Annotated in this window: 28 protein-coding genes and 3 pseudogenes; 21 read left to right on the top strand and 10 right to left on the bottom strand. The window is 70.2% G+C overall.

The genetic code is table 11. The annotated features are described in order from the left end of the window. Nucleotides 1–87 precede the first annotated feature (87 nt). The 5 genes from IW245_RS10665 to IW245_RS10645 all read left to right on the top strand — a co-directional run bounded on the left by IW245_RS10665 (nucleotide 88) and on the right by IW245_RS10645 (nucleotide 3042). Nucleotides 88–372 (top strand): hypothetical protein, encoded by a 285-nt coding sequence (locus tag IW245_RS10665; RefSeq protein WP_197003017.1) that lies wholly within the window; start codon nucleotides 88–90, stop codon nucleotides 370–372. Between the two features lie 4 nt (nucleotides 373–376). Further along, nucleotides 377–1045, top strand: coding sequence for a hypothetical protein (locus IW245_RS10660; protein ID WP_197003016.1), 669 nt, complete (start codon nucleotides 377–379; stop codon nucleotides 1043–1045). 309 nt (nucleotides 1046–1354) lie between these two features. After that, nucleotides 1355–1693 carry a hypothetical protein gene (locus tag IW245_RS10655; protein WP_197003015.1) on the top strand — a complete coding sequence of 113 codons (339 nt, stop codon included), beginning with the start codon at nucleotides 1355–1357 and terminating at the stop codon, nucleotides 1691–1693. 114 nt (nucleotides 1694–1807) lie between these two features. Next, nucleotides 1808–2749: a DUF7662 domain-containing protein gene (locus tag IW245_RS10650; RefSeq protein ID WP_197003014.1), complete on the top strand. Its 942-nt coding sequence runs from the start codon at nucleotides 1808–1810 to the stop codon at nucleotides 2747–2749. Continuing rightward, the gene (locus IW245_RS10645) at nucleotides 2746–3042 is read left to right on the top strand and encodes a hypothetical protein (RefSeq protein WP_197003013.1); all 297 of its coding nucleotides are present in this window, start codon (nucleotides 2746–2748) and stop codon (nucleotides 3040–3042) included. Before IW245_RS10650 ends, IW245_RS10645 begins: the two co-directional genes overlap by 4 nt. A 70-nt stretch (nucleotides 3043–3112) precedes the next feature. Here IW245_RS10645 and IW245_RS40505 read toward each other — a convergent pair. Both IW245_RS40505 and IW245_RS40500 read right to left on the bottom strand, forming a co-directional pair. Then, a pseudogene (locus tag IW245_RS40505) lies at nucleotides 3113–3365 on the bottom strand (response regulator transcription factor); the annotation flags it as partial. Further along, complete coding sequence (locus IW245_RS40500; protein WP_231398749.1) at nucleotides 3302–3472, bottom strand: hypothetical protein; 171 nt, start codon at nucleotides 3470–3472, stop codon at nucleotides 3302–3304. The pseudogene IW245_RS40505 and the gene IW245_RS40500, both read right to left, overlap by 64 nt. A 161-nt stretch (nucleotides 3473–3633) precedes the next feature. Between IW245_RS40500 and IW245_RS10635 the strand changes: the two genes are divergently transcribed. From IW245_RS10635 to IW245_RS10595, 9 genes are all read left to right on the top strand, one after another. Further along, on the top strand, nucleotides 3634–4377 hold the full coding sequence (locus IW245_RS10635) for a response regulator transcription factor (RefSeq protein WP_197003012.1): 744 nt from the start codon (nucleotides 3634–3636) through the stop codon (nucleotides 4375–4377). Next, nucleotides 4374–5225, top strand: a complete 852-nt coding sequence (locus tag IW245_RS10630) for a sensor histidine kinase (protein ID WP_197003011.1) — start codon at nucleotides 4374–4376, stop codon at nucleotides 5223–5225. The genes IW245_RS10635 and IW245_RS10630 overlap by 4 nt, the downstream gene beginning before the upstream one ends. A gap of 110 nt (nucleotides 5226–5335) precedes the next feature. Continuing rightward, complete coding sequence (locus tag IW245_RS10625) at nucleotides 5336–5758, top strand: DUF3060 domain-containing protein (RefSeq protein ID WP_197003010.1); 423 nt, start codon at nucleotides 5336–5338, stop codon at nucleotides 5756–5758. A 49-nt stretch (nucleotides 5759–5807) separates the two neighbouring features. Then, nucleotides 5808–6143, top strand: coding sequence for a hypothetical protein (locus tag IW245_RS10620; RefSeq protein WP_197003009.1), 336 nt, complete (start codon nucleotides 5808–5810; stop codon nucleotides 6141–6143). 63 nt (nucleotides 6144–6206) lie between these two features. Continuing rightward, nucleotides 6207–6533, top strand: a complete 327-nt coding sequence (locus tag IW245_RS10615) for a hypothetical protein (protein WP_197003008.1) — start codon at nucleotides 6207–6209, stop codon at nucleotides 6531–6533. 41 nt (nucleotides 6534–6574) lie between these two features. Next, the gene (locus tag IW245_RS10610) at nucleotides 6575–6904 is read left to right on the top strand and encodes a hypothetical protein (RefSeq protein ID WP_197003007.1); all 330 of its coding nucleotides are present in this window, start codon (nucleotides 6575–6577) and stop codon (nucleotides 6902–6904) included. A 216-nt stretch (nucleotides 6905–7120) separates the two neighbouring features. After that, a complete protein-coding gene (locus IW245_RS10605) occupies nucleotides 7121–7393 on the top strand; it encodes a hypothetical protein (protein ID WP_197003006.1) in 273 nt (90 codons plus the stop codon). A gap of 135 nt (nucleotides 7394–7528) precedes the next feature. Next, complete coding sequence (locus IW245_RS10600; RefSeq protein WP_197003005.1) at nucleotides 7529–8125, top strand: hypothetical protein; 597 nt, start codon at nucleotides 7529–7531, stop codon at nucleotides 8123–8125. 62 nt (nucleotides 8126–8187) lie between these two features. Continuing rightward, the gene (locus IW245_RS10595; RefSeq protein WP_197003004.1) at nucleotides 8188–8847 is read left to right on the top strand and encodes a P-loop NTPase family protein; all 660 of its coding nucleotides are present in this window, start codon (nucleotides 8188–8190) and stop codon (nucleotides 8845–8847) included. Between the two features lie 19 nt (nucleotides 8848–8866). Here IW245_RS10595 and IW245_RS10590 read toward each other — a convergent pair whose 3' ends face one another. The 5 genes from IW245_RS10590 to IW245_RS10570 form a co-directional block, all read right to left on the bottom strand. Continuing rightward, the gene (locus IW245_RS10590; protein WP_197003003.1) at nucleotides 8867–9619 is read right to left on the bottom strand and encodes an aminoglycoside phosphotransferase family protein; all 753 of its coding nucleotides are present in this window, start codon (nucleotides 9617–9619) and stop codon (nucleotides 8867–8869) included. A 258-nt stretch (nucleotides 9620–9877) separates the two neighbouring features. Continuing rightward, the gene (locus tag IW245_RS10585) at nucleotides 9878–11665 is read right to left on the bottom strand and encodes an anthranilate synthase family protein (RefSeq protein ID WP_197003002.1); all 1788 of its coding nucleotides are present in this window, start codon (nucleotides 11663–11665) and stop codon (nucleotides 9878–9880) included. Beyond that, on the bottom strand, nucleotides 11658–12734 hold the full coding sequence (trpD, locus tag IW245_RS10580) for an anthranilate phosphoribosyltransferase (protein ID WP_197003001.1): 1077 nt from the start codon (nucleotides 12732–12734) through the stop codon (nucleotides 11658–11660). Before trpD ends, IW245_RS10585 begins: the two co-directional genes overlap by 8 nt. Nucleotides 12735–12929: 195 nt before the next feature. Further along, nucleotides 12930–14198 carry a 3-phosphoshikimate 1-carboxyvinyltransferase gene (aroA, locus tag IW245_RS10575; RefSeq protein WP_197003000.1) on the bottom strand — a complete coding sequence of 423 codons (1269 nt, stop codon included), beginning with the start codon at nucleotides 14196–14198 and terminating at the stop codon, nucleotides 12930–12932. Further along, the gene (locus tag IW245_RS10570) at nucleotides 14191–15309 is read right to left on the bottom strand and encodes a 3-deoxy-7-phosphoheptulonate synthase (RefSeq protein WP_197002999.1); all 1119 of its coding nucleotides are present in this window, start codon (nucleotides 15307–15309) and stop codon (nucleotides 14191–14193) included. The genes aroA and IW245_RS10570 overlap by 8 nt, the downstream gene beginning before the upstream one ends. A gap of 536 nt (nucleotides 15310–15845) precedes the next feature. Between IW245_RS10570 and IW245_RS10565 the strand changes: the two genes are divergently transcribed. From IW245_RS10565 to IW245_RS42630, 3 genes and pseudogenes are all read left to right on the top strand, one after another. Beyond that, nucleotides 15846–17237 carry a bacillolysin gene (locus IW245_RS10565; protein WP_233472386.1) on the top strand — a complete coding sequence of 464 codons (1392 nt, stop codon included), beginning with the start codon at nucleotides 15846–15848 and terminating at the stop codon, nucleotides 17235–17237. 67 nt (nucleotides 17238–17304) lie between these two features. Further along, nucleotides 17305–17454, top strand: a pseudogene (locus tag IW245_RS40495) (transposase); the annotation flags it as partial. Between the two features lie 25 nt (nucleotides 17455–17479). After that, a pseudogene (locus IW245_RS42630) lies at nucleotides 17480–17566 on the top strand (IS5/IS1182 family transposase); the annotation flags it as partial. A 30-nt stretch (nucleotides 17567–17596) separates the two neighbouring features. On the opposite strand, the gene IW245_RS10555 reads toward IW245_RS42630, so the two are convergent. The 3 genes from IW245_RS10555 to IW245_RS10545 form a co-directional block, all read right to left on the bottom strand. Then, nucleotides 17597–17800 carry a hypothetical protein gene (locus IW245_RS10555; RefSeq protein ID WP_197002997.1) on the bottom strand — a complete coding sequence of 68 codons (204 nt, stop codon included), beginning with the start codon at nucleotides 17798–17800 and terminating at the stop codon, nucleotides 17597–17599. 128 nt (nucleotides 17801–17928) lie between these two features. Beyond that, nucleotides 17929–18231, bottom strand: a complete 303-nt coding sequence (locus IW245_RS10550) for a hypothetical protein (RefSeq protein WP_197002996.1) — start codon at nucleotides 18229–18231, stop codon at nucleotides 17929–17931. Continuing rightward, nucleotides 18213–18656, bottom strand: coding sequence for a hypothetical protein (locus IW245_RS10545; RefSeq protein WP_197002995.1), 444 nt, complete (start codon nucleotides 18654–18656; stop codon nucleotides 18213–18215). The genes IW245_RS10550 and IW245_RS10545 overlap by 19 nt, the downstream gene beginning before the upstream one ends. A 258-nt stretch (nucleotides 18657–18914) precedes the next feature. Here IW245_RS10545 and IW245_RS10540 point away from each other — a divergent pair, with 258 nt between their 5' ends. The 4 genes from IW245_RS10540 to IW245_RS10525 all read left to right on the top strand — a co-directional run bounded on the left by IW245_RS10540 (nucleotide 18915) and on the right by IW245_RS10525 (nucleotide 24367). Beyond that, complete coding sequence (locus tag IW245_RS10540; RefSeq protein WP_197002994.1) at nucleotides 18915–19952, top strand: hypothetical protein; 1038 nt, start codon at nucleotides 18915–18917, stop codon at nucleotides 19950–19952. 243 nt (nucleotides 19953–20195) lie between these two features. Beyond that, complete coding sequence (locus IW245_RS10535) at nucleotides 20196–21173, top strand: AAA family ATPase (RefSeq protein ID WP_197002993.1); 978 nt, start codon at nucleotides 20196–20198, stop codon at nucleotides 21171–21173. A 12-nt stretch (nucleotides 21174–21185) separates the two neighbouring features. Next, a complete protein-coding gene (locus IW245_RS10530) occupies nucleotides 21186–22358 on the top strand; it encodes a DUF58 domain-containing protein (RefSeq protein WP_197002992.1) in 1173 nt (390 codons plus the stop codon). After that, the gene (locus IW245_RS10525) at nucleotides 22355–24367 is read left to right on the top strand and encodes a transglutaminase domain-containing protein (protein WP_197002991.1); all 2013 of its coding nucleotides are present in this window, start codon (nucleotides 22355–22357) and stop codon (nucleotides 24365–24367) included. The genes IW245_RS10530 and IW245_RS10525 overlap by 4 nt, the downstream gene beginning before the upstream one ends. Nucleotides 24368–24369: the final 2 nt, after the last annotated feature.

Here is a 24369-nt window from a genome sequence, read left to right as displayed (position 1 = left end):
GACCTCGTGGCGGTTCCCGGTCGCCGATCGCGCCGGGCCCGTCGAAGTGCTGATCGGCGCGACGTGGCTGCTGGCGCCTGTCGGCGGGTGGCTGCTCAACCTCGGGCACCGGGTGCAAGCGCTCCACCGTCTCCAGCGCGGCCAGGCGAACTCCGCCGTCCGGTCTGTGCGCTGCGCCGGGTCGCGGCCTGCGGCACCGGGTACTGGCGGGCTTGGGCCATCGCCCTGCCCGCCCTCGCCGCCTCACTGCTGGGCCTGCCCGCCGGCGGGATCGGCTTCACCATCACCAGCGTGTGGTTCTGGCACGTGGCCGGCTTCAGCTTCGCCACCGCGATGACCACACGCACCGCCTCAGCGACGAACGACAGGTAGTCCAGTGATCGACCTCATCCCCGACACGGCGACCCGGATCGTCCTGAGCCCCTGGTACCTGCCCTCCGGGCAGTTGGCCGGTGGGCGCCAGTTCACCTGGGCGTCCAGCGCCCGTGAGGTGCTCGCCAGTCTTGACCTCAGCCAGAGCGCGCCGCCGGTGGTGGAGATCGGCCCACGGCTTCTGCACGTGACCCCGGCCTGGTGGCTGTGGGACGACGGCATGATCCTGCGCCAGGGCGTCGGCGGCGAGACCCGGTCCGTGCCGACCGTACTGTCGCCGGCCGGCGAGGACGTCATCGAGATGGTGCTGTTCGACCCGACGCTGCGCGCCACCTACCGCGAGACCTGGTGGCCTCTGCTGGCAGCCAACAACCACGCCGTCGAACACGTCGGTCATCACCGGGTACCGGTGCCGGGCATAGACGGCTCCTGGGCGCTCATCCGCCACCACTTCACGGCCGGCCCATTCCCGGTCGGCGACCTCTGGCAGGTCCGTCTCACCTGGAAATGGGACCCCAAAGACGACCCCTACTACGACGCCTACAACTACGTCGGAGGCGGCTACGACCGGTTCTTCCTCACCCGCGCCGACGCCGACGCCGACATCACCCGGGACAAGTGGCCGCCCCAGTCCGCACCCCTGTATCGACCGACACGCAGGCCCTCACAGTGACGAGACCAAGAAGTCGAGCCTCAGCTGGTCCGGCAACATTCAGGTAGCCATGAAGCGGTCGTCCGGCAGGGCCTGAACACATTCCGGGTGATTCGGACAGGCCGCGAACGCGATGCGGCGGGCGCTCGACGCGGGTTGCGCCGGATCAAGATGCTGAGGCGACTAATGTACGGCCGGGCTAACGACGAATCAGTACTACAGGTGGAGCGAGGCGGTCAGGTGGCGATGAGAAAGCTGTTCTGGGCGCCAGCCTTGTCAGTGGCCTTGCTGGTCCCGGGTTGTGGCGTGGCCTCCTCGGATAGTCGGCCTGTGAAGCCGGAACAGATCCTCGGCAACTGGGAATCTGCTCAGGGCGCGCGGATCACCTTGCTCGCCGGGGCATCCTTCAATGGCGTAGATCTGCCACCTCTATTCGACGCGGCGGTCGTGGACGGCTCGTCCGCAGGAACCTGGAAGACGTCCGGAAAGCCAATGGGTACTGCGGTGGAATTGACCTTTCGGCTCATGCCTGACCCAAAGGGATCTGGCTATCAGGTGGGCGGCAATACCGTTGAGATGTTGATGACTGGGACGGGCGAGAATCTGGTGCTTTACGTGCCAAGTAGTCGCTCCAGCGAGCGCCAGTTGTACGAATTCCATCGGAAGTAGAACCCGAAACTTCCCGCCAATACCGTGCTGGGCCCGTGGGGCTGTTCGGGTGCTCGGGCGATCCGGGCACATTCGGGGGGTCACCCTACCGTCCGTTACGGGCGGAAGGCCGATATGCGGACGCTCGTCACGGGGCCAGGATGGTCGAGGGCGATCGGGCGATCGCTCCTGCTTATCCGGATGCCAGAGGAGGCGGTGAATCAGGTGTCACCGACGACCGTGGCGAAGTATGACCCGTTGCGCGACCACCTTGCGGGGTCGAGAGTCGCCGCCGAGGAGCTGTTGATGACCTTCGAGGAGATCGAGGGCCTGGTCGGCCCGCTGCCGGCGTCCGCGCGGGCGCACCGTGCGTGGTGGGCCAACGACTCCAAGGTCCAGGCCCAAGCGTGGAGGGCTGCCGGTTGGCGGGTGCGGTCGGTCGACCAGCGGGCGGGCCGGGTGGTGTTCGCCCGCGGCCCCCGTGGCGGCGCGTACCGGGCAGCTCGAATCGCAGCGCGTGGCGGGGACGGGAAGCCGGAACTGAGTTCCCCCAGGACACTGCCGGTGGACGCCGATCAGGGAATGTCTGAAGAGGCCGCGCAGAGCCTCCTCGTCGCCTTTCTCTCACGGCAGGGCTGGCGGATCGAGCGGACGGCGAACACCGCGACCAGGGAACACGGCGTGGACGTCATGGCCAGCCAGGGGAACCGGCACCTGGCCGTGGAGGTGAAGGGATACCCCGGCCGGCGGTACGCCGATGCCGCGCGCGCCCACAAGGTAAAGGCGAGTACGCCATCGACCCAGGCCCGGCACTGGTACGCCCAGGTACTCCTCGCCACGATGCTCAACCGCGCAAAGTACCCCGACCATGAACTCGCGATCGCCCTGCCCAGCAGGCCGACGTACCAGTCGCTGGTGTCGAGGACCTGGGGGAGTCTCGCCCGTCTGGACATCGCGGTCCTCCTCGTCGCCGACGACGGCGACGTGGTCACCTTCGACCCCCTACGCCCAGACCGAATCCCCACTGCGAGTGGATCTGGGACCGAAGGTCGACACCAGGATTCGAGGAGACGGTGACGAGGATCCGAAAGGCCGCGCTGGGTGCCCTTCTGATCACGATCGTCACCGCGTACATCAGCGGAATGGTCCTGACCCAGCTGATCACGCGACGGCTGGACGCCGACCCGGCGTCGGTGACGCCACTGCTGGCCGGTGTCCTCGTCGGCGGCCAGGTACCCCTGCACTACCTGGCGGCGTGGGGCATCCTTGCGCACCGTGCCCGGCTGGGTCTGTCCTCGCTGTGGGCCGCGGTGCCGGTCGTCGGCACCGTCTGCGCGCTGCTGACCACGGCCGTGGGGACCGCGTTGTGATGGGCCAATTCCCGATCCACACGACCCGAGACGCCCGCGACACGGCCACGCAGAGTCTGTCCGCGCCGAGTCAGTTGCCGGTGAAGTCGGCGTCGTTGGCGAGGAGTGCGATTCGGGTCCGGTTGTTCAGGTCCAGTTTGGTCATGATGCGCGACACGTGGGTCTTCACCGTGGCCACGCTCATGAACAGTTCGTGCCCGATCTCGGCGTTGGAGTAGCAGTTGGCCCAGCGCCAGGGCCACATCCCGTTCCCGTTCGCTCAACCGGCCCAGTAGCCGTACAGCGTGCCTCGGCGCCGTTGCCGGCCCTCGCCCACCACGGACAGTCCGGGCGCGGCCCCGCAGATCATCGCCAGGCCCGCCCGCACGGATCGCCCCGGCCGCTCGGGCGACGGCCTCTGGCGGGGCGTCGGGGCGCGGAGCTCGGCCATGGCCGTCGATCCGGTGATCGGCTCGGTCGGGGGAGGTGCTCCGGCCGTTGGACGCCCCGCCACGCCTGATCCGGTGCGCGGATGCCCGTGGGCGGGGCCCAGGATTGTGATGGTGTCCCAATTCGTACATGATGTGTTCCCTGACCTGGGAGGTCGATGAGATGGCCGATTCCCCGAGAGCTTCTCCCTCCGACATCGCGCCGGTCGTGCTGCTGGCCGACGATGACGCCGCCGTGACCGGGCAGCTCGTGCCGCTGCTGGAGCGCTCCGGGTTCACCGTTCGCGTGGTCGCTGACGGCGAGGCGGCCCTGCTCGCGGCGGAACGCGAGAGCCCGGACCTGATCGTTCTCGACGTACTGATGCCCAAGATGGACGGTCGAGAGGTGCTGCGCCGGCTCCGCCGGGCCGGCCTCGCCTACCCTGTGCTGCTGCTCACCCAGGTCGGCGAGTCCACCGAACGCGCGATGGCCCTGGAGGAGGGCGCTGACGACTACCTGAACAAGCCCTTCGACCCGTACGAACTGGTCGCCCGCCTCAGGGCTGTGCTTCGCAGGTCCCGCCGCGGACTGCCGGCACTCGGGGCCGCGGGCCAGGTGAGGGCCGGTCAGCTCCGCCTCGACCGGGTGGCACGCCGTGCCTGGCTCGCCGATCGGGAGCTGCTGCTCACCCCCAAGGCGGCGCTGCTGCTGGACTATCTGGTCACCCATCCCGACGAGTTGCTGTCCAGGGAGCGGCTCCTGGAGGTCGTCTGGGGCTGGGACGCGATCAGCGGTACCCGGGCGGTGGACAACCGGATCGCCGAACTGCGCCGGGTGCTGGCCGACGACGCCGCCCAGCCACGTTGGATCGAGACCGTGCCCGGCCAGGGGTACCGGTTCCTCGCCGAGGTCGTGACCATCGGATGAGGCGGTGGTGGCTCGTCCTGGTGCTGGTCGGCGCGGGGGTGCTCGGCACCGCACTGGCCGCCTGGCAAGCCGGGGACGTAGTACTGGTGTTCCGGGTCGAACCGGCCGTGGCCGTCGCGGCGGTCACGGGAGCCGCCCTGCTGGTCACCGCGACAGTGCGGACCGTCCGGATTCTCCTCGACCGCGCGCGGGCCGGCGCTACGGCCGTCGCCGCGCGGGAGCACCGGGTGTTTCTCCGCCGACTCGATCACGAACTGAAGAACCCGCTCACCGCGATCCTGATCGCTCTGGCGAACCTCGCCTCCACCGAACCCGCGGCCGTAGCCGTCTCCAGTCAAGTATCGCGGTTGTCCCGGATCGTCGTGGATCTGCGCAAACTCGCGGAGATCTCCGACGGCCCGATGGAGCGGGTACCCGTCGACCTCGCCGAGATCCTCCGGGCCGCCGCCGCGACCTGCGTGGACCGGCAGGTGAGCGTGACCGTTCCGGAGGTGCCGTGGCCACTGCCGACTGTTCCCGGCGACCAGGATCTGCTGGATCTCGCCGTGCACAACCTCGTGGACAACGCGGTGAAGTACAGCAGGCCCGGCTCCCGGATCGCGCTACGGGTCTTCGAGCAGGACCATCACGTTGTGGTGGAGATCGCCGACACAGGGCGGGGAATCAACGCCGAGGAGATCGACTCGGTGTGGGCCGAACTGGCACGGGGCCGCGACACGGCGGGGATCCCCGGCAGCGGGCTGGGGCTCGCCCTGGTCCGGGTGGTCACACACCGGCACGGCGGAACATGTGACCTGCGCAGCCGCCCCGGCGAGGGCACCGTGGTCCGGGTGCGGCTGCCGGTCTAGGGTTCCCGATCCGGTACCCGGTGTCGCAGATCCGGTACACCGCTGCCATTCGCCTGGCACGACGGGCCCGTAGCGTATTTCCTGTCAGTCCATTTAAGACAGGAGATCCCATGCACCGCCCCGTCCTCGCGACCACCCTGGTTCTCGCCGCGGTCTCCCTGACCGCCACCGGATGCACGACGACGGTCGAACCGAAACCCACGGCCACGGCCAGTCCCGCCCCGGCATCCGTGTCGGCGGCACCCGCACAGGCGGGCGGCGCCACGCTCACCATCAACGGCACGGCGCTGGTCAAGACCTTCGACTGCGCCGGCAGGAATGTGGACCTCCAAGCCAACGCGAGCACCGTGACACTGACCGGCACGTGCCCGACCGTCACCGTCAACGGCACGGGCAACGTGGTCACCGTCGAGACGGTGACCACCGTGGTCCTCGCCGCCGGCTCCACCGTGAACTCTGTGCAGTGGCTGCACGGCAGCCCCAAGGTCGAGGACTCCGGCGCCGGCAACGTCGTGAGTCAGGGATCGGCCTAGCCTCCCCCGATTTCCCATTTCTACGAAGGTAGGGAACACCATGCGTCACTTGTTCAAAGCACTGGCAGTCGCCGCACTCGTCGCCGGATCCCTCGGCCTCGGCGCCGCTCCGGCGGGTGCGGAAGTCAGCGACGACGGAATCCTGGACTGCAGCAGCGGCCCGCACTCCATGTACGCCTGCGACCTGGGCGCCTCCCCCCACGCCGAGTTCCACGGCGAGAAGTGGACGCTCAACGGCTACTACCACCCCGAGCTCGACGGGCTCTACCACCCGACCGGCCCCTGCCGGCGCGGCTTGAACTACATGCGCGTGCAGTACCTGGACGCGGCGAACGCGCCCCACGAGTCGTCCGTGCACTTCAGCCCCTGCAACGGTTACGAGTAGCGCCAACAGGTGCCTCACCTGCGCATGTCGATTCCGACCATCCACTCTCCCCTTGGAGGTCTCATGTCCATCAATCGCGGGATCCGCTTGAGCGTGGCCGTCGCCGTGCTCGGGGTCGCGGCCAGCGTCACCTTCGCGGCACCGGCGCAGGCCGCCGTGAACCCGGCGGCCTGCAAGTACAGCTACGACCGGTACCGCGAACATGTCTCGGCGACCTGCTACGACGACAACCTGTCCCGCTGGCAGCTCAGGGCCCACTGCTGGACCGTCTACGACGACAACATCTACATCAACGGCACCTTCGCCTACGGACCCGGCACCGGCACGTCCATGGTGACGTGCACCGTAGGAGAACTCGTGGACTACACCATCGTCGTCGTCAACCTCTAGCCCGGTTGACACCGACCAACCACGTTGCCCTTGGAGATTTCGTGTCCATCATTCCCGCAATCCGCAGATGCACTGCAGCTGCCGTGGTCGGTGCCGCGGGAATCGTCACGTTGACCGCGCAACCTGCGGCCGCCGCCGTGAACCAGGCGAACTGCACGTACACCTACAACTGGTCCGTCAACCGCGTCGTCGCGACCTGCTTCGACGACAACTCATCCATGTGGTACTTCAGAGCCGACTGCCAGCGGCTCGGTGACGGCCAGATCCTCCGCGCGAACGGCACCGCCGCCTACGGCCCCGGAACATCCTGGTCCGCCGTGCAATGCCCCACCAACACCGAAGTCGTCGACTACGTCGTCGTCAGCTACTGAAGCGATCTCCGAGTGGTGGGTTTGACCACAACCGGCAAACCCACCACCCGGCACTCGCGACAAGCCGGAACTATACCGTTCGACACGCCGATAACACCACAAAGCTCAAATGAACCAAGATTGCCAAGACCCGCCCGGTTGGGTGACACGTCCGGTCGACGTTCGCGGTCGTCGTCGGGTCGGCGGGCAGGCTGCCAGCGGCGGTACTCTCGAAGGGTGTCGATGGCGATGTGGTGGATGGTGGCGGTGACTCTGGCCGCCAGTTGCGTGGTTCTCGTCGTGGCCGTGCGGCGGCGAGCGCGTCGGAAGCCGGCTACGGTCCAGGAGAAGATGGATGCCGCCCGTCGGGCGGCGCTGTCGATTCGCAAGAGCAAGGTCCGCCCGCACCGCGACACGTTCGAACGCGGCGACGGCGTGGGTGAGATGTACTCGGCGGCGATCCTGGAGAACTCGATTTACGGTGATGCTGCCAGCGGCAGCTTCGACTAGGCGCTTCTTCTGGCTCGTTGTGTTCGTTGGTGTGGCGTTTTCGGATACTCAGCTTCACACCGCCCCACGTGCCGCTACCATCCACCACCCCGCAGCCAGCCGTTCGAAGGATGAACGAGCAATAGGCTGAGGGTCGTGCGGGTACTGGGGAAGAGCAGTGAGGACGAGATGGTCGCCTGCTTCCTGAGCGGCGAGCTGTCCAGCCGGAGGTTCGGTCAGAACCTCCGGTCCCACCTGGCGGCAGCCGGGCAGGCCGAGCGGTTGCTGACGCATCCGGACCTGTCCGACGCTGGAGCGAACGTCGCCCGTCGCGCTCTGCTCGCTGCGACGCGCGGCTACGGCAAGAATCGCGACCTGTTCGAGAACTTCCCCGCCCACGTCACGTGGGCCAGGGCACTCCTGTCCGCCGACGAGGCGGCCTGCGTGCGCTACCTCGACTTTTCCTACTGGGTCGAACTGTCAGGTGGCAGCCGCCGGCCGACCGACGCGGCCGCACGCATCACAGCAGGGCTACGCGCGTTCGACGTACCCAACGACCCGTTCATCGATGCAGCCCACGCGCTCATCAGAGGCGAGCGGTTTCCTCCGCTCATCCTGGTCGGCGAGCGGCAGGACAACCTGGTCTGCCTTGAGGGCCACCTGCGCCTGACCGCCTACGCCATGGTCGGCTTCCCGATCGACATCGAGTGCCTGATCGGTACCGCGCCGACCATGGGACGCTGGGCTCGGTAGTCCCGTCTCGGGGCTGGGTTCACCGTTTCGGGGTGGTGAGTGCGGCATGACATCCTGGTGAGATGCTGTTCAAACTGACCGGCTCCAGCTGCTCGGGCAAGACCACGCTCGCCTACGCCGTGGGCGAGCGGCTGGAGCGGGTCGCCGTGCACGACTTCGACGAGCTCGGCGTACCGGAAGGCGCCGATCGCCAGTGGCGCCATCGCATGACCGAGTTGTGGGTGCGTCGCGCGCTGGAGTACCAGGACCGTGGAGTGGACCTCCTGCTGACCGGGCAGTCCCCGATGGGAGAGGTCCTGGCCAGCCCTTCCTCCCCGTTGCTGGATGGCATCGCGGTGTGTCTGGTCGACGTGTCCGACGAGCTCCGGCGCGGCAGGCTCACCATGCGTGACTCGGGCCGATGGGACAGTGCGGCGGTTGACGCCTTCCTCGGTTGGGCCGCCTGGCACCGCCGGCACGCCGAGGATCCCCGATACCGACCCGACGTCATCATCGACGACAGTTGGCACCGCATGGCCTGGCACCGCTGGACCGGGTGGACGGCCGACGACCGACGATGGTGCACCCACCTGATCGACACCACAGACCAGTCCGTTGCGGAATCCGTAGACCAGGTTGAGCAATGGGTAGCCCAACGGCGCGACGCGCTCCGCTCCGGCCATCTCGCCCTGGCGCGGGGTTGGTCAGATCAGAAAGCCACCCGAACCAACTACGGCTCCTGATCTACATTCGCAACACTCCTTACTCCATCAGGTGCCGGTTGGCCTGACCCCATGCGAGGCGCGCCCGGAGTTCGTCCAGGTGCCCTTCGGCGACCCAGGTGGCCTGGGGCTCGTGGCCCTGTTCCGCCAGGTGCCGGACGGCCTCGATGCCGCCTTCCTGGACGGTGAGCACGGCATCGACCAGGCCCGCCGTGTCGGTGAGGCCGTAGGCGGCGGCGAATACCTCAAGGCGGTGACGCCGGTCGGGCGGCCGCGGGTAGCGCAGCCACCGCACGCACTCGCTATCGTCGCGGAACGGCACCACGTACTCGAGTGCGTACGCCACGTCGTGCAACCGGGGCGCCGGACGCGCGTGATCCCAGTCGATGATGCCGACCGGCCGGGCGCCGCGCCACACAGTGTTCCAGGGACCGAAGTCGCCGTGACAGATCACCTCGTCGCTGACCGGTCCGCCGGTCGTGGTGGACCAGCAGGTCGTGGCCGGGGGCCGGTATCCGGCCACAGCGTCGTGGTAGTCGCGCAGCAGGCCGGCGAAAGTGATCAGCCCCCGGTCGTCGACGACCTTCGCCCAACCGTCCGGACCGGATTCGCCGCCGATCCAGGTCAGTACCTCGCGGCCCTGCTCATCGAAGCCGAGCACACGGGGCGCCAGCTCGTAGCCGACGGCCTCCAGATGGCGGAGCAGCCCGTGAACCGCCGGGGTCCACGGCCCGACCGGCCGGTGCACCGTGTCGCCGATCCGCTCGACCCGACCGAGATCTCGCGTAGTCACCTGGCAACCGTGGCGAGGAAACTGCCGCGACACAACTGGTTATCGGGCCGCCGCGCTGGCCATGGTCGGCTGCGGCCAGATCGGCAGCGTGCGGTGCCAGGCGGCCATAGCGTCGGCCGGGTTCATGATGATGACACCACGACCGACACCCGGCCGCACACGGCAGGCAGAAGGCGCCCGCGTGCCGGTGGCCGCCGCCTGCTCCGAGAACGGACCGCAGGACATCCACCGACTGCGGGTACTCACAGACCCACAGGGTCACCATCCTCCCTCGAGCAGGGCGTCGACGGCTTCGCGGAGGATCTCCTCACAATGTGTGGTGAGTACCGACTCGACGTGGAACTGGAAAGTGCGGAACCGCCGCCCGCGCAGGGCCACCACCCGGTCCCCGTCGGCGGCGATCCGGACTCCGGCGGGCGGCGCGGCGGGTACCCGGGCGAAGTACGTGTTGTAGAACCCCACCGCCTCCGGCCGGCCGAACAGGTCCACGGTCCGCTGCACGCCCTGCAACGGCGGGTCCACGGGCGCGATGTCGAACCCGAAGTGCTGGCAGACGATCTGGTGGCCGAGGCACACCGCGAGGAACGGGGCGTCGGCAGCCAGGAGGTCGGCCACGATCTGGCGTACCCGTCGCATCCTGGGATTGTCGGGGTCCGTGGGGTCGCCGGGTCCAGGGCCGACCAGCACCAGGTCCGCCACCGCCAGGTCGAGCCCCGGGTCGTCGTGGTCGCCGACGGTGACGGTGTGGCCGAGGTGGGTGAGGACGTGGGCGAGCATCCGGGTGAACTCGTCCTCGTTGTCCACGACCAGGATCCGCGCCCCTGGCGCCGCCGGAACCCGCGCTTCCTGCTGGTTGTCCGTCCAGAACCGCGACAGCCGGCCGTTGCGCGACCGCAGCACCTCCTCGACGTGCGCGTCCACCAGCCCCGGCAGGACCACCGGGGTGCGCTCGGCCGACGACGCGGCGCGCAGCAGCCCGGCCATCTTCGCGCTCGCCTCCCGGGTCTCCTTCTCCGGATCGGAGTCTCGGACGATGCTGCCGCCGCTGCGCAGGGCCACCCGCCCGTCGGCGGTGACCTCCATGGTGCGGATCGTGATCGCGCTGTCCAGGTACTCCGCCCCGCCCTCGTCGAGCCCGTGCACGACGAGGGCGGAGGAGTAGTACCGCCGGGAGGTGTCCTCGTGCCGGTGGATGACCCGGGCGGCGTTCTCCAACGGGCTGCCGATCATCGTGGCGGCGAACATCGACTCCCGGAACGCGTCGACCTTGTCCATGGTGCTGTGCCCGACCAGTTCGTACTCGGTGTGCACCAGCGAACCCATCTCCTTGAGGTACGGCCCCCGCACCGTCCCGCCCGCCGAGCAGATCCGCGACATCATCTTCAGCTCCTCGTCGACCACCTGGAAGAGCTCGTTGATCTCCTTCGGGTCGGTGAGGAAGTCGAGGAGTTCGGCGCGCCCGGTGCCGGGCCGCTTGGGCAGAGTGCCGCTGATCGGGTTCATCGTCACCTCGGTGCCGACGAAGGTCAGATGTCGTTCGGGCGAGGAACCGATGAAGTACCGCTCGCCGTCGAAGAAGCAGAACGTCAGGTAGGCGCCCGGTTCGTTGCGGACCAGTCGGCGGAAGATGGTCCGGGCCACGTCGGGGGAGAAGCCCTCGATGTTCGCGCCCCCGGTGCGGGAGATCAGGAAGTTCGACCCTTCGCCCCGGCGGATCTCGTCGTCGACGACCCGACGGACCATCGCGGCGTAGTCGGCGTCCGACGTGCCCAGGGTCACCTCCGACATCTGGAACGGCGGCTCGGGCCCGTCGAGGAGCGCGTCGAGGTCGACCTCGCGGCAGTCGGTGGCCACGAGCGAGATCAGCGGCTCCTCGCTGTCGTGCACGACGAAGCCGCGTTCGCGCAGTTGGCTGTACGGCACCATGCTGATCACGGGCAGGCCGGTCGGCCGCGGCAGATCGGCCAGGAGCTTGCCGTACCGGACCTCGCCGGTGACGAGCCGGGTGGTGCCGCGCGCGTGCAACAAGCAGAAAGCGTCAGACATCCGAAATCCCTTTCCGGGTACTGGCCGGCGCGTGCGCCGAGCTGGCCTCGCGCCACCTGCGCAGCACGTCGCTGGCAGCCCCGGAATCCACCGCGCCCGCACACCGGGGCAGCGCGGCGGCCAGGCGTGTCGTGAACGGGTCGCGGCCCGGCTCGACGGTGGCCAGCGCCGCGGCGGCGTTGAGGAGTACGGCATCACGGACGGGTCCCGTCTCGCCAGCCAGTACCCGTCGGATCACGTCCGCGTTGTGCCGGGCGTCCCCGCCGCGCAGCGCCCCAGGTGCGGCGCGCCTGATGCCGAGGTCGCGGGGGTCGATCCGAAGGTGTCGCACCGCTCCGTCCTCGACCGACCAGACCTGGGACGTCGTGGTCACGGTCAGTTCGTCGAGCCCGTCGTCGCCGCGGACCACGAGCGCGGTGGTGCCCCGGGCGGCCAGGACCGCCGCGAGGACCGGTGCGGTACGCACATCCGCGACGCCCAGGAGCTGATGCGTCGGCCGGGCCGGGTGAGCGAGGGGACCCAGGGTGTTGAACACGGTGGGGAAGCCGAGTTCCCGGCGCACCGGTGCGGCGTGCCGCAGCCCGGGATGAAACCGCGGCGCGAAGCAGAAGGCGATGCCCGCCCGCCGGACCACCTCGGGAATCTCGTCCGGCCCGAGGTCCATGGGGATCCCGAGCTCCTCCAGGACGTCGGCGGCGCCGGAGGCTGAGGATGCGGCCCGGCCGCCGTGTTTCACCACGGTCGTGCCGGTGCCGGCCACCACCAGGGCGGCCATGGTGGACACGTTGACGGTGCGGGCGCCGTCCCCGCCGGTACCGGTGATGTCGACGACTGGTCCGGCGACCCGGACCGCGACGGCGTGCGCGGTGATCGCGCGCAGGAATCCGGTCACCTCGGCCTGCGCCGCGCCCTTGGCCCGCAACGCGGTGAGGAACGCGGCCAGGGACACCGGGCTTGCGCGGCCGGAACAGATCTCGTCCATCGCCGACGCCGCCTGCTCGACGGTGAGGTCGTCGCCGTCGAGGAGCGTGGCGACGAGGGAAGGCCAGGGCACGGGAGGCTGGGTCATGGGGTACTCCGGGTTCGTGGAGCCCCGATGAGACCCCGCCGCCCGGACATGACAACGGCCGCCTCATCGAGGCGGCCGGGACAAGAAGATGTCACACGTCGAACAGGGCCGCCTGCCGGGCAGGCCACCACCACTTCATCGACGAGGTCATGCCGAAGACCCTAGACCACGAGGGAGGCGTGCCACCATCCTTCCTCACAATCCCCACCTGTGACGCAGCGCACCGAACACCTCGTGGAAGTCGGGGAAGGTCTTGCGCACCACCGTGGGCTCGTCCAGCGTCAGGTTCGGGGTGCGCAGGCCGGTAACCGCGAAGCTCATCGCGATCCGATGGTCGCCGTGGCAGTCGATCTCCGTTCCGACGGGTACGGCCGGCCAGATCCCAATCCAGTCGCGCCCCGTCTCGACGCGCACCCCCAACCTACGCAGGTTCACCGCGCACGCCTCGATCCGGTCGCACTCCTTGACCCGGGTGTTGTGCACGTCGGTGATGCGCACCGGCCCGGCGGCGAACGGCGCGATCGCCGCCAGGGTGGGCATCGTGTCGGAGATGTCGCGCATGTTCGCGGTGATCCCGGCCAGCCGGCCCGTGCCGGTCACGGTCGTGGCACCGGCGGTGACCCGCACCGTCGCCCCCATCCGCTCCAGGATCTCCACGAACCGCAGATCGCCCTGCACCGCGTCGGCACCCAGCCCGGGAACGGTGACCTGGCGGCCGGTGAGCGCGGCGGCGGCGAAGAAGTAGCTGGCCGTCGAGGCGTCGGGTTCGACGGTGTGGTCGGTGGCCCGGTAGCCCCCGGTGGGCACGACGAACGCGTCACCGTCGCGGACCACCCGCACCCCGAAGGACCGCATCATCGCGATCGTGATCTCGACGTACGGCGCGGACACCAGATCGGTTACCTCGACGCGCAGCCCCTCGGCCATCAGCGGCCCGGCCAGCAGCAACGCGCTGAGGAACTGTGAGGACACCCCCGCGTCGAGGCGGACCGCCCCGCCGCGAACGCCCCGCCCGACGACGGTGAGGGGATGGTGTCCCTCATGTTCGTCGTGACGCAGCTCGACCCCGAGGTGGCGCATCGCCGTGGTCAGCGGGCCGAGCGGCCGGCGGCGCATCTGCGGGGAGGCGTCGAACCGGAAGGTGCCGTGGCCGGTGGCGGCCAGTACCGGCAGGAAGCGGGCGACGGTCGCGCCGTCGCGGCAGTACAGGTCGGCCTCCGTGGCGGACGGTCCCGAGGGGCGGCCCCGGACGTGCCACGCGTCGGGGCCGCGCTCGACCTCGTACCCCAGAACGCCCAGGCCCTCGACGAACGCGTCGGTGTCGTCGGAGCGCAGGGCGCCCCGCAGGGTGGTCGTGCCGTCCGCCGCGGCGGCGAGGAACAACGCGCGGTTCGTCACGGACTTCGAACCGGGCACGATGACGACGGAGCCGCCGGGCTTGCCCTGGGCCTCGGGATCAGGCATGACGGGCCCCCAGGACCGCGTGCCCCGCGCCGGCCGGCCGGGTGCCGCGTCGACGCCGGGCGGCCAGGGCGAGCCTGTCCAGGGTCGCGACGGTCGCCTCCCAGCTCAGGCACGCGTCTGTGACCGACTGGCCGTACGTCAACGGCCGGCCGGGCACGATGTCCTGTCGCCCGGCCACGAGGAAGGACTCCAACATCAGACCTACGATGCCGCGCTGGCCGGACTCGACCTGCCGGGCCACCTCGCCGACGACGCCCGCCTGGCGTTGGTGGTCCTTTCCACTGTTGTCATGACTGGCGTCGATGACGACGCGTTCCGGCAGGTCCGCCGAGCGCAGCCGCCGCAACGCGTCCTCGACGGCCACCGGCCCGAAGTTCGGGCCGCTCCGGCTGCCGCCTCGCAGTACCAGATGACAGTCGGTGTTGCCCGTCGTGTGCGCGATCACCGGCTGGCCGGTGGTGTCGGTGCCGGCGTGGACGTGTGGCGCGCCCGCCGCGAGGACGGCGTCCACCGCCGTGGTCACGCTGCCGTCCGGGCGGTTCTTCATCCCGATCGGCATGGGCAGGCCCGAGGCGAGCTGCCGGTGGATCTGGCTCTCTACCGTTCGGGCCCCGATCGCGCCCCAGGCCACGGTGTCGGATGTGTACCGGGCGAGCAGCGGATCGAGGAACTCGCACGCCACGGGCAGCCCCAGATCGAGCACCCGAAGGAGGAGCGCGCGAGCGGTGCGCAGGCCGAGGTCGATGTCACCGGACCCGTCAAGGCGCGGGTCGTAGATCAGGCCCTTCCAGCCCACGACGGTCCGCGGCTTCTCGAAGTACACCCGCATCAGGACGAGGAGGTCGTCGCCGAGCGTGCCGGCCAGTCCGGAGAGCCTGGTCGCATAGTCCAGCGCGGCCAGGGGATCGTGGACCGAGCACGGTCCGACGATCACTAGCAGCCGGTCGTCGTGGCCGTCGAGCACGGCGGCCACGGAGGTTCTGGCGTCCGTGACCGCTGTGCGCCGCACCTCGTCGATCGGTAGCTCGCGGTGCAGGAGATCCGGTGGTGTCAGAGGCTGCATCCGGTCGATGCGCGGTTCGTGCATGCCCGTGATGAGTGTTGTGGCCATAGGGGTACCTTTCGCCGGCAGGGGCGGGGCCGGCCTTCCCGCGACCGAGCCGGCATGCTCTGCGCATACAAAAAGGCAGGGACATCGTGTCCCTGCCTTTGCCGGCTCGCGTGATGGTGACGTCAGGTCATGACCGAGTCGCCGAGCCCGCAGGCCGGCCACCCAAACCATCGACTCTCACGACACGCCACGGGCCGACGCTAACACGCGTTCCCCGGCATCCGCCAGGGACATCGGCGGCCTGACGCCGCGGTGCGGATCACCGGCCGGTCCGATCGTTGGCCGATCAGGGCGTTGGCTGGCCACTGTCCCTATCCGCATGTGACCCCAGCTTTGGTTGGTGGCCGAACGTGGTGGTCGGCAGGAGAATCCGAACCGCCCGCCGGAGCTGCACGGTTGGGGCTGGTGACAATCTCCAGGCCTGTACGTGCGCACGGCGGGGTGTCATATTTTTAGCAATTGCCCAGAGAGTCTCCTTCTGGGGCCGCCGGCTGCCGATAGCCTTCCCGCCATATCTCGTTGAGCTGGAGGTGCCAGTGAAGTCCTTCGCCCTTGCGTTCCGTCGCGTGTGCATTCTGGGTGTCAGCGCCGCGCTCGTCACGGCCGTCGCCGCATCGCCTGCGCGGTCTGAACCCGAAGCCGATGGGCTCCGGCTCGTCTCGACCCAGGAGTCCCTGCTCGGCACCCACTACTGGTATGAGCAGACCTTCGGCGGACACCCCGTTGTCGGCGGCTTCTACGCCAGGCATGTTGATAGGGCCAGCGGCGCGGTCACCGTGGACGACGGGCGAAAGGCCGTCCGGGGGCCGGTTCATGGCCTGGCCGGCGGTTCGGTCACGCAGACGCGGGCCAACGCCGCCGCGGCACAACACACCGGCGGAGACGCATACCGGTCGCGCCTCGTCATCGTGCCGGGTGACGCCGCCAAGCTCGCCTGGCAGGTGCACACCGATCCCGAAACGGGTTCTGTCGAAAGCCTGGTCGACGCCGACAATGCCACGATCCTGTCCACGCGCAACTTGGTGAAGCACGCCGTAGGCAAGGTCTTCGACCCCAACCCGCCAGTGGCCGAGCAAAACACCCACCTCGTTGACACCAGCCCCGCTTCCGCTTTCACGTACGAGACAGTCCTCCTGACCCACCAGCACTCGCAGGACAGGCTCATCGGCGCCTACGCCAACAACGTGAGTAAGAAGCCCGTGACCTCATCCTTGGGCTACTTCGCCTACGACCGGTCGCAAGCCGGATTCGAGCAGGTCATGGGCTACTACCACATCACGTCGGCTCAGGAGTACATCCACAGGCTCGGGTTCTCAGGTGTCAACAGCGAGTCGCAGGACTACCGGACCACTGGCCTGACCGATGACAACTCGTTCTACGACCCGGCTAAGGACCTGATCACATTCGGCACCGGGGGAGTGGATGACGCCGAGGACGCCGAGATCATCTGGCACGAGTACGGGCATGCGATCCAGGACGCCCAAGTGCCCGACTTCGGCACCAGCCCCGACGGTGGGGCAATCGGCGAGGGCTTCGGCGACTACTGGGCCTACACCATGTCACAGCCGGTCAGCCCGAACACGGAAACCACCCCGTGGGCGTGTATCGGCGACTGGGACGCCACTTCCTACGCCACGACCTTCCCGCGCTGCCTGCGCCGAACCGACGGACGCAAGGTCTACCCGCGCGACCTCACCGGCGAGGTACACGACGACGGCGAGATCTGGTCGCGGGCGCTGCAGGACATCAACACCGCGCTCGGCCGCGCCACCGCCGATAGGATCATCATCGAGTCGCACTTCACCATCACACCGACCACCACCATGCCCGCAGCGGCCTCCCGAACGATCGCCGCGGCTCGAGCACTATGCGGCACCGCGGCCGCGAACGCGGTGAAGGCGGCGTTCCACGCGCGTGGCCTGGCATAGAGATCAGTTCGAAATCAGCGGACACGCCGTGCGTTGTGGTTTGGTCTGATCGTCTGAGATTTGTCTGATGGATCGGGTCTTGACCGATGAGTTGTGGGCGCGGCTGGAGCCGTTGATTTCGGTGCGGCCGCGTCGTTTCCGGGTTCCTGGCCGGCGTCGTAGCCCGGACAGGGACGTGCTTGAAGGCGTCGTTTTCGTGTTGTGCGCCGGGATCGGCGGAACCGGCTGCCGACGGCGGCGTTCGCCTACGCACCCGCTACGAACGCCGCGCCGACATCCACCGAGCACTCATCAGCCTCGCCCGCAACATCATCTGCCTGCGAAAACTCAATCTGGCCTGGCCTCGACTGGATTCCGACTCAGGCGCGCGGGCGGGCGGTGAACGCGAGGTAGAGGCCGGTCACGGCCCAGACCGGGCCCGTCATGGCCACGACCGGACCGAACGCCTCCCAGGCCCTCGAGCCGATCATGAAGCCACCGCCGACGTAACCCAGGCCCTGGAGGGTCCACAGGCCGCCCATCAGAACCAGCACGATGCCGAGCACGAGCTTCCAGACCGTCATGCGTTCATGGTGGCAGCCCGGCCGGCCGAGCGGGAGGCCACAATCTCCGCGGTCAGCACCCGCCGGGTACGGCCGCTTCCTGGCTCGCGCATGCCTTTGCCCGGCGCTGTCAGGGGCAGCGGGTGTGCTCAGGGCTGCGTCGTGGTGGCTGGGAAGTTCTTCCTCGCCCAGGTGCCGACGATGCGGGTGCTCGTGTAGTTGATGCCGCCGCCGATCACCCCGCCCACGACGGGTGCGAGTTTGGTCAGGTTCACGATGCCCTTGGTGCCGGCCTTGGTGATCAGCCGGTAGCCGACCGCCTTGTTGATCTGGATCAGGACGCGGCCAGGGACGTGCTTGATGGCGCTGATGGCGGACTTCGTGCCGATCTGGACGCCCGCCTGCGACAGAGCCTCGGCCGCCGAGGACCCGATCAGGGAGATGAGTACCACGGGCGCACCTCCTCGGAGCGGATGTCGTACCCGCGCAGGTGCGCGATCGCTCCGGCGAGGCGTGCCTGCGTGGGCCACAGCGCCGTGAGGTCGGCGGGCAGCGTGACGGGCAGGGTGATCAGCCCGCCGAGGCCGGCGAGGAAGCCGGCGCTGGAGGTGATGCGAACGTGGGTGGAGATGAGGCGCTGGATGGCCTTCTCTGCGTCGCCGTGTTTCGCGAGGTGCTCCTCCGCGACCTGGATCGATCCCTTCCACGGGCCCCTGCCGTCGACGCCGACGTTGAAGATCTTGTCGCTGACGTCCCTGGCCTTGTTGCCGAGGCGCTCGAGTCGGGTGGGATCGGTCGTCGCCAGCTCGGTGGACTGCTCAGCGTCCGAACCGGACCCCGGCTCGTCGACCGGGACCTCGAGATCGTCGTCGCTCATCGCATGAGACTAACTTGGGGCCAGTTCGTGGCCCGCACCCGCTGCGCGGAACGTTCCGATTGACCGTCATCGTCGCTTCGCCCTATGGTCGCGCTGTTCGCAACGGTTGGCAGGGCGGAGGTTGACCATGAGGGCCGGTTCACGGATGGAATGGAAACTGCGGGAGAGTCCGACGGCCGGATACGTGCCGTCTGGTCGCGCCCGCGGTCACAAGGCCCCTCAGGCGTGGACCCCCGTCGTTCACCACGGGAGATCTCGATGACCGCCTACGGACTTGTCGGAATGGACCCGGACTCGGCGCGCACTCTGGCAGCCGCGATGCGGCGCGCCGCCGAGCGGATGGAGGACCAGAGCCGTGACATGACCGTAGCGATCACGGGCGTGCATTGGGCGGGAACCGACAGCCGCGCCTTCCGGGCCGCGTGGCAGGCGACGATGCTGCCCGCCATCCTGAAGGTCACCGGTGAACTTCGCCGTCACAGCGCGGAGTTGACACTACAGGCCGCCGAGCAGATCCAGGCCTCCGCTGCGGGCGGCGCGGTCAGCGGTCCCTCGTCGACCGGTCCGGTCGGAGCAGAGCATTCCTTTGGCCCAGTGCACTACTCCGGCTCGTCGCGGGCCAGCGGTCCGGACGTCGGGTTCTCCACCCGGCGCAGTTCAGCGGATGGCGTCGCTGGTTTTGACGGGCACGCCATGGTGGGCAAGGCCGACGCTGATGGGGTCGCGGGTCTGGGCCCCGTCCTGTTGACCGGACACGCCGAGGTCAGCGTTGGCGCGCAGGTCAGCGGTGTAGTCAAACTCGACAAGCACGGCCTGGTCGAGCGGCTCAGCGCCTCAGAGGGTGTTCAGGCCTCCGCCGAACGACGCGCCGACATCGGCCCGGCCAGCCACACCATAGGAGTGTCCGGGCTCGCCGGTGCCGAGGCCGAGGCACATCTGGTCGCCGGGACGGAAGGGATCGGCGTGGGCGCCGACGCCTTCGCCGGCGTCAAGGGCGAGGTGGAACAGAAGGTCGACGTCGGCGGTGTCGGGTACGCGGGCACAGGCGAGGCGTACCTCGGTATCGGCGCGCACGCTGAAGGCACCATCGGGATGAAGAACGACGGCACGTTCGGGCTTCGGCTCGACGCGGGCGCAGCCCTTGGCCCCGGAGCGGGGTTCAGCATCAACCTCACCGTCGATCCGGGCAAGGTGGCCGACACGGCCAAGGACGTCAAGAACAGGGCCGGCGATGTCCTCGACGATGTCGCGGACACGGGCGGCCACGTGATCAAGAAGCTCCGGTCGTTGTGGTGAGCCACGCTGACGCATGCCGGGGGATACCTACGCTGGCCTGCCGTAGTGCGACCCCGGCTCGATCAGCGCCCGGTGCTGCCCGACGCATTGCGATTGATCAGCAAGATCGCTGAATTGACATGAATGACACTCATCCAGTGGACTTCCTCCATGCGTCACAGCGGCGCGGAGGAATGGCGTGAAAGACGGAGGGATCGGCGTGCTGCTTGTGGACGGTGCTGAAAGGCGGGGACGGCGTTGACCATGGTGGCCGCTCCGTTCACGGAGACTCAGCTGTTGGAGTTCCAACGACTGCACGGTGCCGTCGCCGACGCCGTCGAAATGGCCGTCACGGGCAAACGTGCGGTGGTGGAGCTGGCCCTGGTGGCACTGTTCTCCGGTGGGCACCTGCTGGTCGAGGATGTGCCGGGCACAGGTAAGACCACCCTGGCCCGCGCGTTGTCGGCGGCGTTCGGCGGCGTGTCCCGCCGGATCCAGTTCACCCCTGACCTCCTGCCCAGCGATGTCACCGGCACGGCGGTGTTTCACCAGCCGAGCGGCGAGCTGCGGTTCCGCCCGGGGCCGGTGTTCGCCAACGTGCTGCTGGCCGATGAGGTGAACCGGGCCGCGGCCAAGACCCAGTCCGCGCTGCTGGAGGTCATGGCCGAGCACACCGTGACTCAGGACGGGTTCGCGCACCGGGTGCCTGAGCCGTTCATGGTCGTGGCGACCCAGAACCCGGTGGACCTCGACGGCACCTACCGGCTGCCGGAGGCGCAGCTCGACCGGTTCACGATGCGCCTGTCCATGGGCTACCCCGACGCCGCCCACGAGGTGGCGGTCCTGCGCCCGACGAGCCGCTCCGGCGAGGTCGACGATGTCGCGACCGTGTGTGGGCCCGGCGACGTCACCCGGGTCTCGGAGTCGCTGCGCGCCGTGCACGTCGCCGACCCGCTGCTCGGATACGCCCAGGCCCTGGGTGCGGCGTCCCGACAGGACCCTCGGCTGCGGCTCGGGGTGAGCACCCGGGGCCTGCGCGCGCTAGTGCGGTGCTCGCAGGTGTACGCCGCGACCCGCGGCCGGACCTACGTGGTGCCCGGCGACCTGCAGGCCGTCGCCGAGCCGGTGCTGGCCCACCGGCTGATCACCACCCGGGAGGCCGCCCTCGCGGGCGTCACCGGGGCCACGGTGATCGCGGACGTCCTGCGCGCCGTGGCCGCGCCCCGACCGTCCGCGGACTGACGGGGTACTGACATGACCTCGCCCCCGCCGACCCGCGCGGCACTCAGGCTGCGCGGCCGGCTGACCCGGCGCGGCGCGGCCGCGACCTCACTCGGCGCGGCGCTGCTGGTCGCCGGCACCGTGCTCGGCTACCCGGGCTTGCTGGTCCTCGGCCTGGGCCTGCTCGTCATGGCGGCCGGGTCGCTGGCTCTGGTCGGCTGGCCGCGCGCTGTCGACGTGTCCCGGGTGATCGTGCCGCTGGAGGTCGCCCGCAACGCGGCCTGCGCGGTGACCGTGACGATAGTCGACCGGGGTCGCTGGTCCCGGATCCAGCTGGAGGCCGCAGACCAGGTCGACGGGCAGCCGATCCCGGCCCGGCCGCTGCGGGCCACCGCCGGCGGCTCGGCGCGAACCCACTACGAGCTGCCGACGGGCCGGCGCGGAGTGCTGCGGGTCGGCCCGCTCACCCTGCGGCGGTCCACCCCGGCCGGACTGGCGGCCGGAGTCGCGCGCGCCGAGCTGCCCGCCGAGGTCCGGGTGCTGCCCCGGGTACTGCCGGTGCGGGGGCTGCCCACTGGCCAGCGGCACGGCAACGCCACCGCCGAGGACCGGGTGGCCGCCGGCGGCACCAGCCTGGTGAACCTGCGCGAGTACGTGCCCGGCGACGACCTGCGCTGGGTGCACTGGGCCACCAGCGCGCGCACCGGCCGGCTGATGGTCCGCGAGGACGCCGAGCCGTCGCGCGCACACCTCACGCTGTTGCTCGACGACCGGTTGGCCAGTTACGCCAGCGCCGAGGACTTCGAGGAGGCGGTGGACGTCTGCGCGTCGCTGGCCTGGGCCGCCAGCGAGCAGGGCCACCCGGTCGCGGTGCGCACCTGTTCCGGCGGTCTGGCCGACTTCGACGGCGGTGCCCCGCGCGAGATCGTGGCCATGCTGGCCGGCGTCGAAGGCACCCCGGGCGGCCCCGTGCTGGCCGACGTGGCCACCGGGACCGACGTGGCCGCCGTCGCCACCGGCCCGCACGCCGACGTGCGCGCGCTGGAGTCCCTGGCCCAACCGGCCGCTGTCCGCGCGATCCTGGTGGTCGACCCCGGCTCCGGCACCGCGTTCACCGGCGGGTCGACTCTGCGCGGAGCCCGCGCCGAGGACCTGATCGGGCTGTGGGACCACGTGGTGGCCGGGCCCGTCGGAGCCGGGCGATGATCCGCCAGCTGTGGGCGGCTGTGTTGCCCGCGACCGCAGCGGCGTTGCTGGGTCGGGCGTGGTCGGGCTGGTTCGGGGTCGCGACGCTGGTCGCGGCGCTTCTCATGGGATACGCCCTGAGCCTGCTCGGCGCCCGCCTGCGGCTTCCCGGTCCGGCCTGGGCGCTGGCGCTCACCGCCGCGGCGGGCATCGCCGCGCACATGGCGACCGCCGCACACGGCGGGCTGGTGGACGCCGTGCCACGCATGCTCACCGCGGGCGAGCCGATCCCAGTCACAGTGGCCTCTCTGGTCCCCGGAGCGCTGGTCGCCGCCCTCGTGGGTGTGTGCGTCGGGGCCCTGGCCGCCCGGGACGGCGGCGGGACGCTGGCCGCTCCGACCGGAGCCGCCGTGCTCTACCTCGGCGGCGCGCTGCTCACCGCCGGCAGCGCCGACCGGCACGGCCTGGGTGCGCTGGCGTTGCTGCTGCTCGCCGGGCTGGGCTGGGCGGCGGTCGACCGGCGCTGGCGGGCCTCGACGCCGGTGCTGCTGCTGTGCGCGATGACCGCGCTGGTCGGCGGGCGGCTGCCGCTGGCCGATCCGTTCGAACCCCGCGACCTGGTCCGGTTGCCTGTGCTGACCCTGACCGAGCCGAGCCCGCTGCCCCGGCTGTCGGCGTGGGCCCGGCACGGCGACGACGAGCTGCTGCGGGTACGGTCGGCGTCCCCGGTCCGGCTGCGGCTGGTCACGCTCGTCGACTTCACCGGCGCGAGCTGGCGCACCGCCTCGGACTACTACCCACTGGGCGCCGTCGAACGCACCGGCCCCACCCCCGGGGCGAAGAGCGCCACGGTCCAGGCCACGATCACCGTCTCGAACCTGACCGGGCCGTGGCTGCCGTCGCCGGGCTGGCCGCTGGGCTCCTCGCTGGCCGAGGCCAGGGTCGAACCGCAGGCCGGAACGCTGGTCTGGCAGCCCCGACTGGCCAGGGGCCTGCGCTACGACGTACGCGGCCAGGTCGACACGCCCGGCCCCGCGGAGGTGGCGGCGGCAGGCGTCCCCGATGGCCCGGAGACCGAGCCGTGGCTGGCCACGCCCCGGCTGCCGGTGCCGATCGCCGACTACGCCTACCGCGCCACCACCGGAGCCGGTACCCGCCTTGAGCAGGCCCAACGGATCGAACAGGTCGTGCGGGCCGGCCGGCGGTTCGATCCGGAGGCGCCCACCGGCTCCTCCTACGCCCGGCTGGACACCTTCCTGTTCGGCAAGGCCGGCACGCCCGGCGCGCAAGCCGGTTCCTCCGAACAGTTCGCCAGCGCTTTCGTGTTGCTGGCCCGGGCCGTCGGGCTACCGGCGCGGCTGGTGGTCGGATTCCGGGAGGGCGAGGCCGGGCCGGACGGGCAGCGCGTGGTGCGCGGTCGTGACGTGCTCGCGTGGCCTGAGGTGTACTTCTCCGGGGCCGGCTGGGCCCCGTTCGACCCGACGCCGCTGGTCGGCGGCCCAGGCGCCAGCACCTCCCGGGACGACTCGGCCGGTAGGCCTGTTCCGCCGCCCGCGCCGGCCCCGGTCGCCCCGGTCACTCCCGAGGCCCGGCCCCGGGAACCGGACAGTGCCGGCGGCTGGTGGGCCCCGGTGGGCGCCGCGCTGGGCGTCGCCGTGTCGCTGGCAGGGTTGGCCGTGGTCGCGCTGCGGGCGGCGCGCCGTCGTCGGCACCGGAGGGCCGGCGTGGGCGGAGCGTGGTCGGAGGTCCTCGACCTGCTGGTGCTCCTCGGTCGGCGTCCGCCAGCGTCCGCCAGCGCCCCGGCGGTCGCAGCGGACCTGGCCGCTCTGGCGCCCAAGGCGGCCGGCCCGGCCACGACGCTGGCCGAGGCCGCCGACCGGGCCGCGTTCGCCCCGCCCGGTCTGGCCGCAGCGGCTGCCGGGGACAGTTGGCGGCGTTGGCTGCACCTACGCCGCGAGGTGCGCAGGGTCGTGCCGTGGCGCCGCAGGGCGTTGTGGGCGGTGGACCCCCGGCCGCTGTTTCGTCCCTAGGA

The sequence above is a fragment of the Longispora fulva genome (genome assembly GCF_015751905.1).
Lineage (GTDB): Bacteria > Actinomycetota > Actinomycetes > Mycobacteriales > Micromonosporaceae > Longispora > Longispora fulva.
This window is presented reverse-complemented; position numbering and strand designations above follow the sequence as displayed.

Excerpts from the sequence above, each read along its gene's own strand:
- IW245_RS10545 (WP_197002995.1), bottom strand. The coding sequence starts at position 18,656 with ATGAGCGACGACGATCTCGAGGTCCCGGTCGACGAGCCGGGGTCCGGT.
- IW245_RS10615 (WP_197003008.1), top strand. The coding sequence starts at position 6,207 with ATGTCCATCAATCGCGGGATCCGCTTGAGCGTGGCCGTCGCCGTGCTC.
- IW245_RS10595 (WP_197003004.1), top strand. The coding sequence starts at position 8,188 with ATGCTGTTCAAACTGACCGGCTCCAGCTGCTCGGGCAAGACCACGCTC.
- trpD (WP_197003001.1), bottom strand. The coding sequence starts at position 12,734 with ATGACCCAGCCTCCCGTGCCCTGGCCTTCCCTCGTCGCCACGCTCCTC.
- IW245_RS10540 (WP_197002994.1), top strand. The coding sequence starts at position 18,915 with ATGACCGCCTACGGACTTGTCGGAATGGACCCGGACTCGGCGCGCACT.
- IW245_RS10555 (WP_197002997.1), bottom strand. The coding sequence starts at position 17,800 with ATGACGGTCTGGAAGCTCGTGCTCGGCATCGTGCTGGTTCTGATGGGC.
- IW245_RS10570 (WP_197002999.1), bottom strand. The coding sequence starts at position 15,309 with ATGGCCACAACACTCATCACGGGCATGCACGAACCGCGCATCGACCGG.
- IW245_RS10530 (WP_197002992.1), top strand. The coding sequence starts at position 21,186 with ATGACCTCGCCCCCGCCGACCCGCGCGGCACTCAGGCTGCGCGGCCGG.
- IW245_RS10650 (WP_197003014.1), top strand. The coding sequence starts at position 1,808 with ATGCGGACGCTCGTCACGGGGCCAGGATGGTCGAGGGCGATCGGGCGA.
- IW245_RS10535 (WP_197002993.1), top strand. The coding sequence starts at position 20,196 with ATGGTGGCCGCTCCGTTCACGGAGACTCAGCTGTTGGAGTTCCAACGA.
- IW245_RS10585 (WP_197003002.1), bottom strand. The coding sequence starts at position 11,665 with ATGTCTGACGCTTTCTGCTTGTTGCACGCGCGCGGCACCACCCGGCTC.
- aroA (WP_197003000.1), bottom strand. The coding sequence starts at position 14,198 with ATGCCTGATCCCGAGGCCCAGGGCAAGCCCGGCGGCTCCGTCGTCATC.
- IW245_RS40500 (WP_231398749.1), bottom strand. The coding sequence starts at position 3,472 with ATGGCCGAGCTCCGCGCCCCGACGCCCCGCCAGAGGCCGTCGCCCGAG.
- IW245_RS10525 (WP_197002991.1), top strand. The coding sequence starts at position 22,355 with ATGATCCGCCAGCTGTGGGCGGCTGTGTTGCCCGCGACCGCAGCGGCG.
- IW245_RS10635 (WP_197003012.1), top strand. The coding sequence starts at position 3,634 with ATGGCCGATTCCCCGAGAGCTTCTCCCTCCGACATCGCGCCGGTCGTG.
- IW245_RS10630 (WP_197003011.1), top strand. The coding sequence starts at position 4,374 with ATGAGGCGGTGGTGGCTCGTCCTGGTGCTGGTCGGCGCGGGGGTGCTC.
- IW245_RS10625 (WP_197003010.1), top strand. The coding sequence starts at position 5,336 with ATGCACCGCCCCGTCCTCGCGACCACCCTGGTTCTCGCCGCGGTCTCC.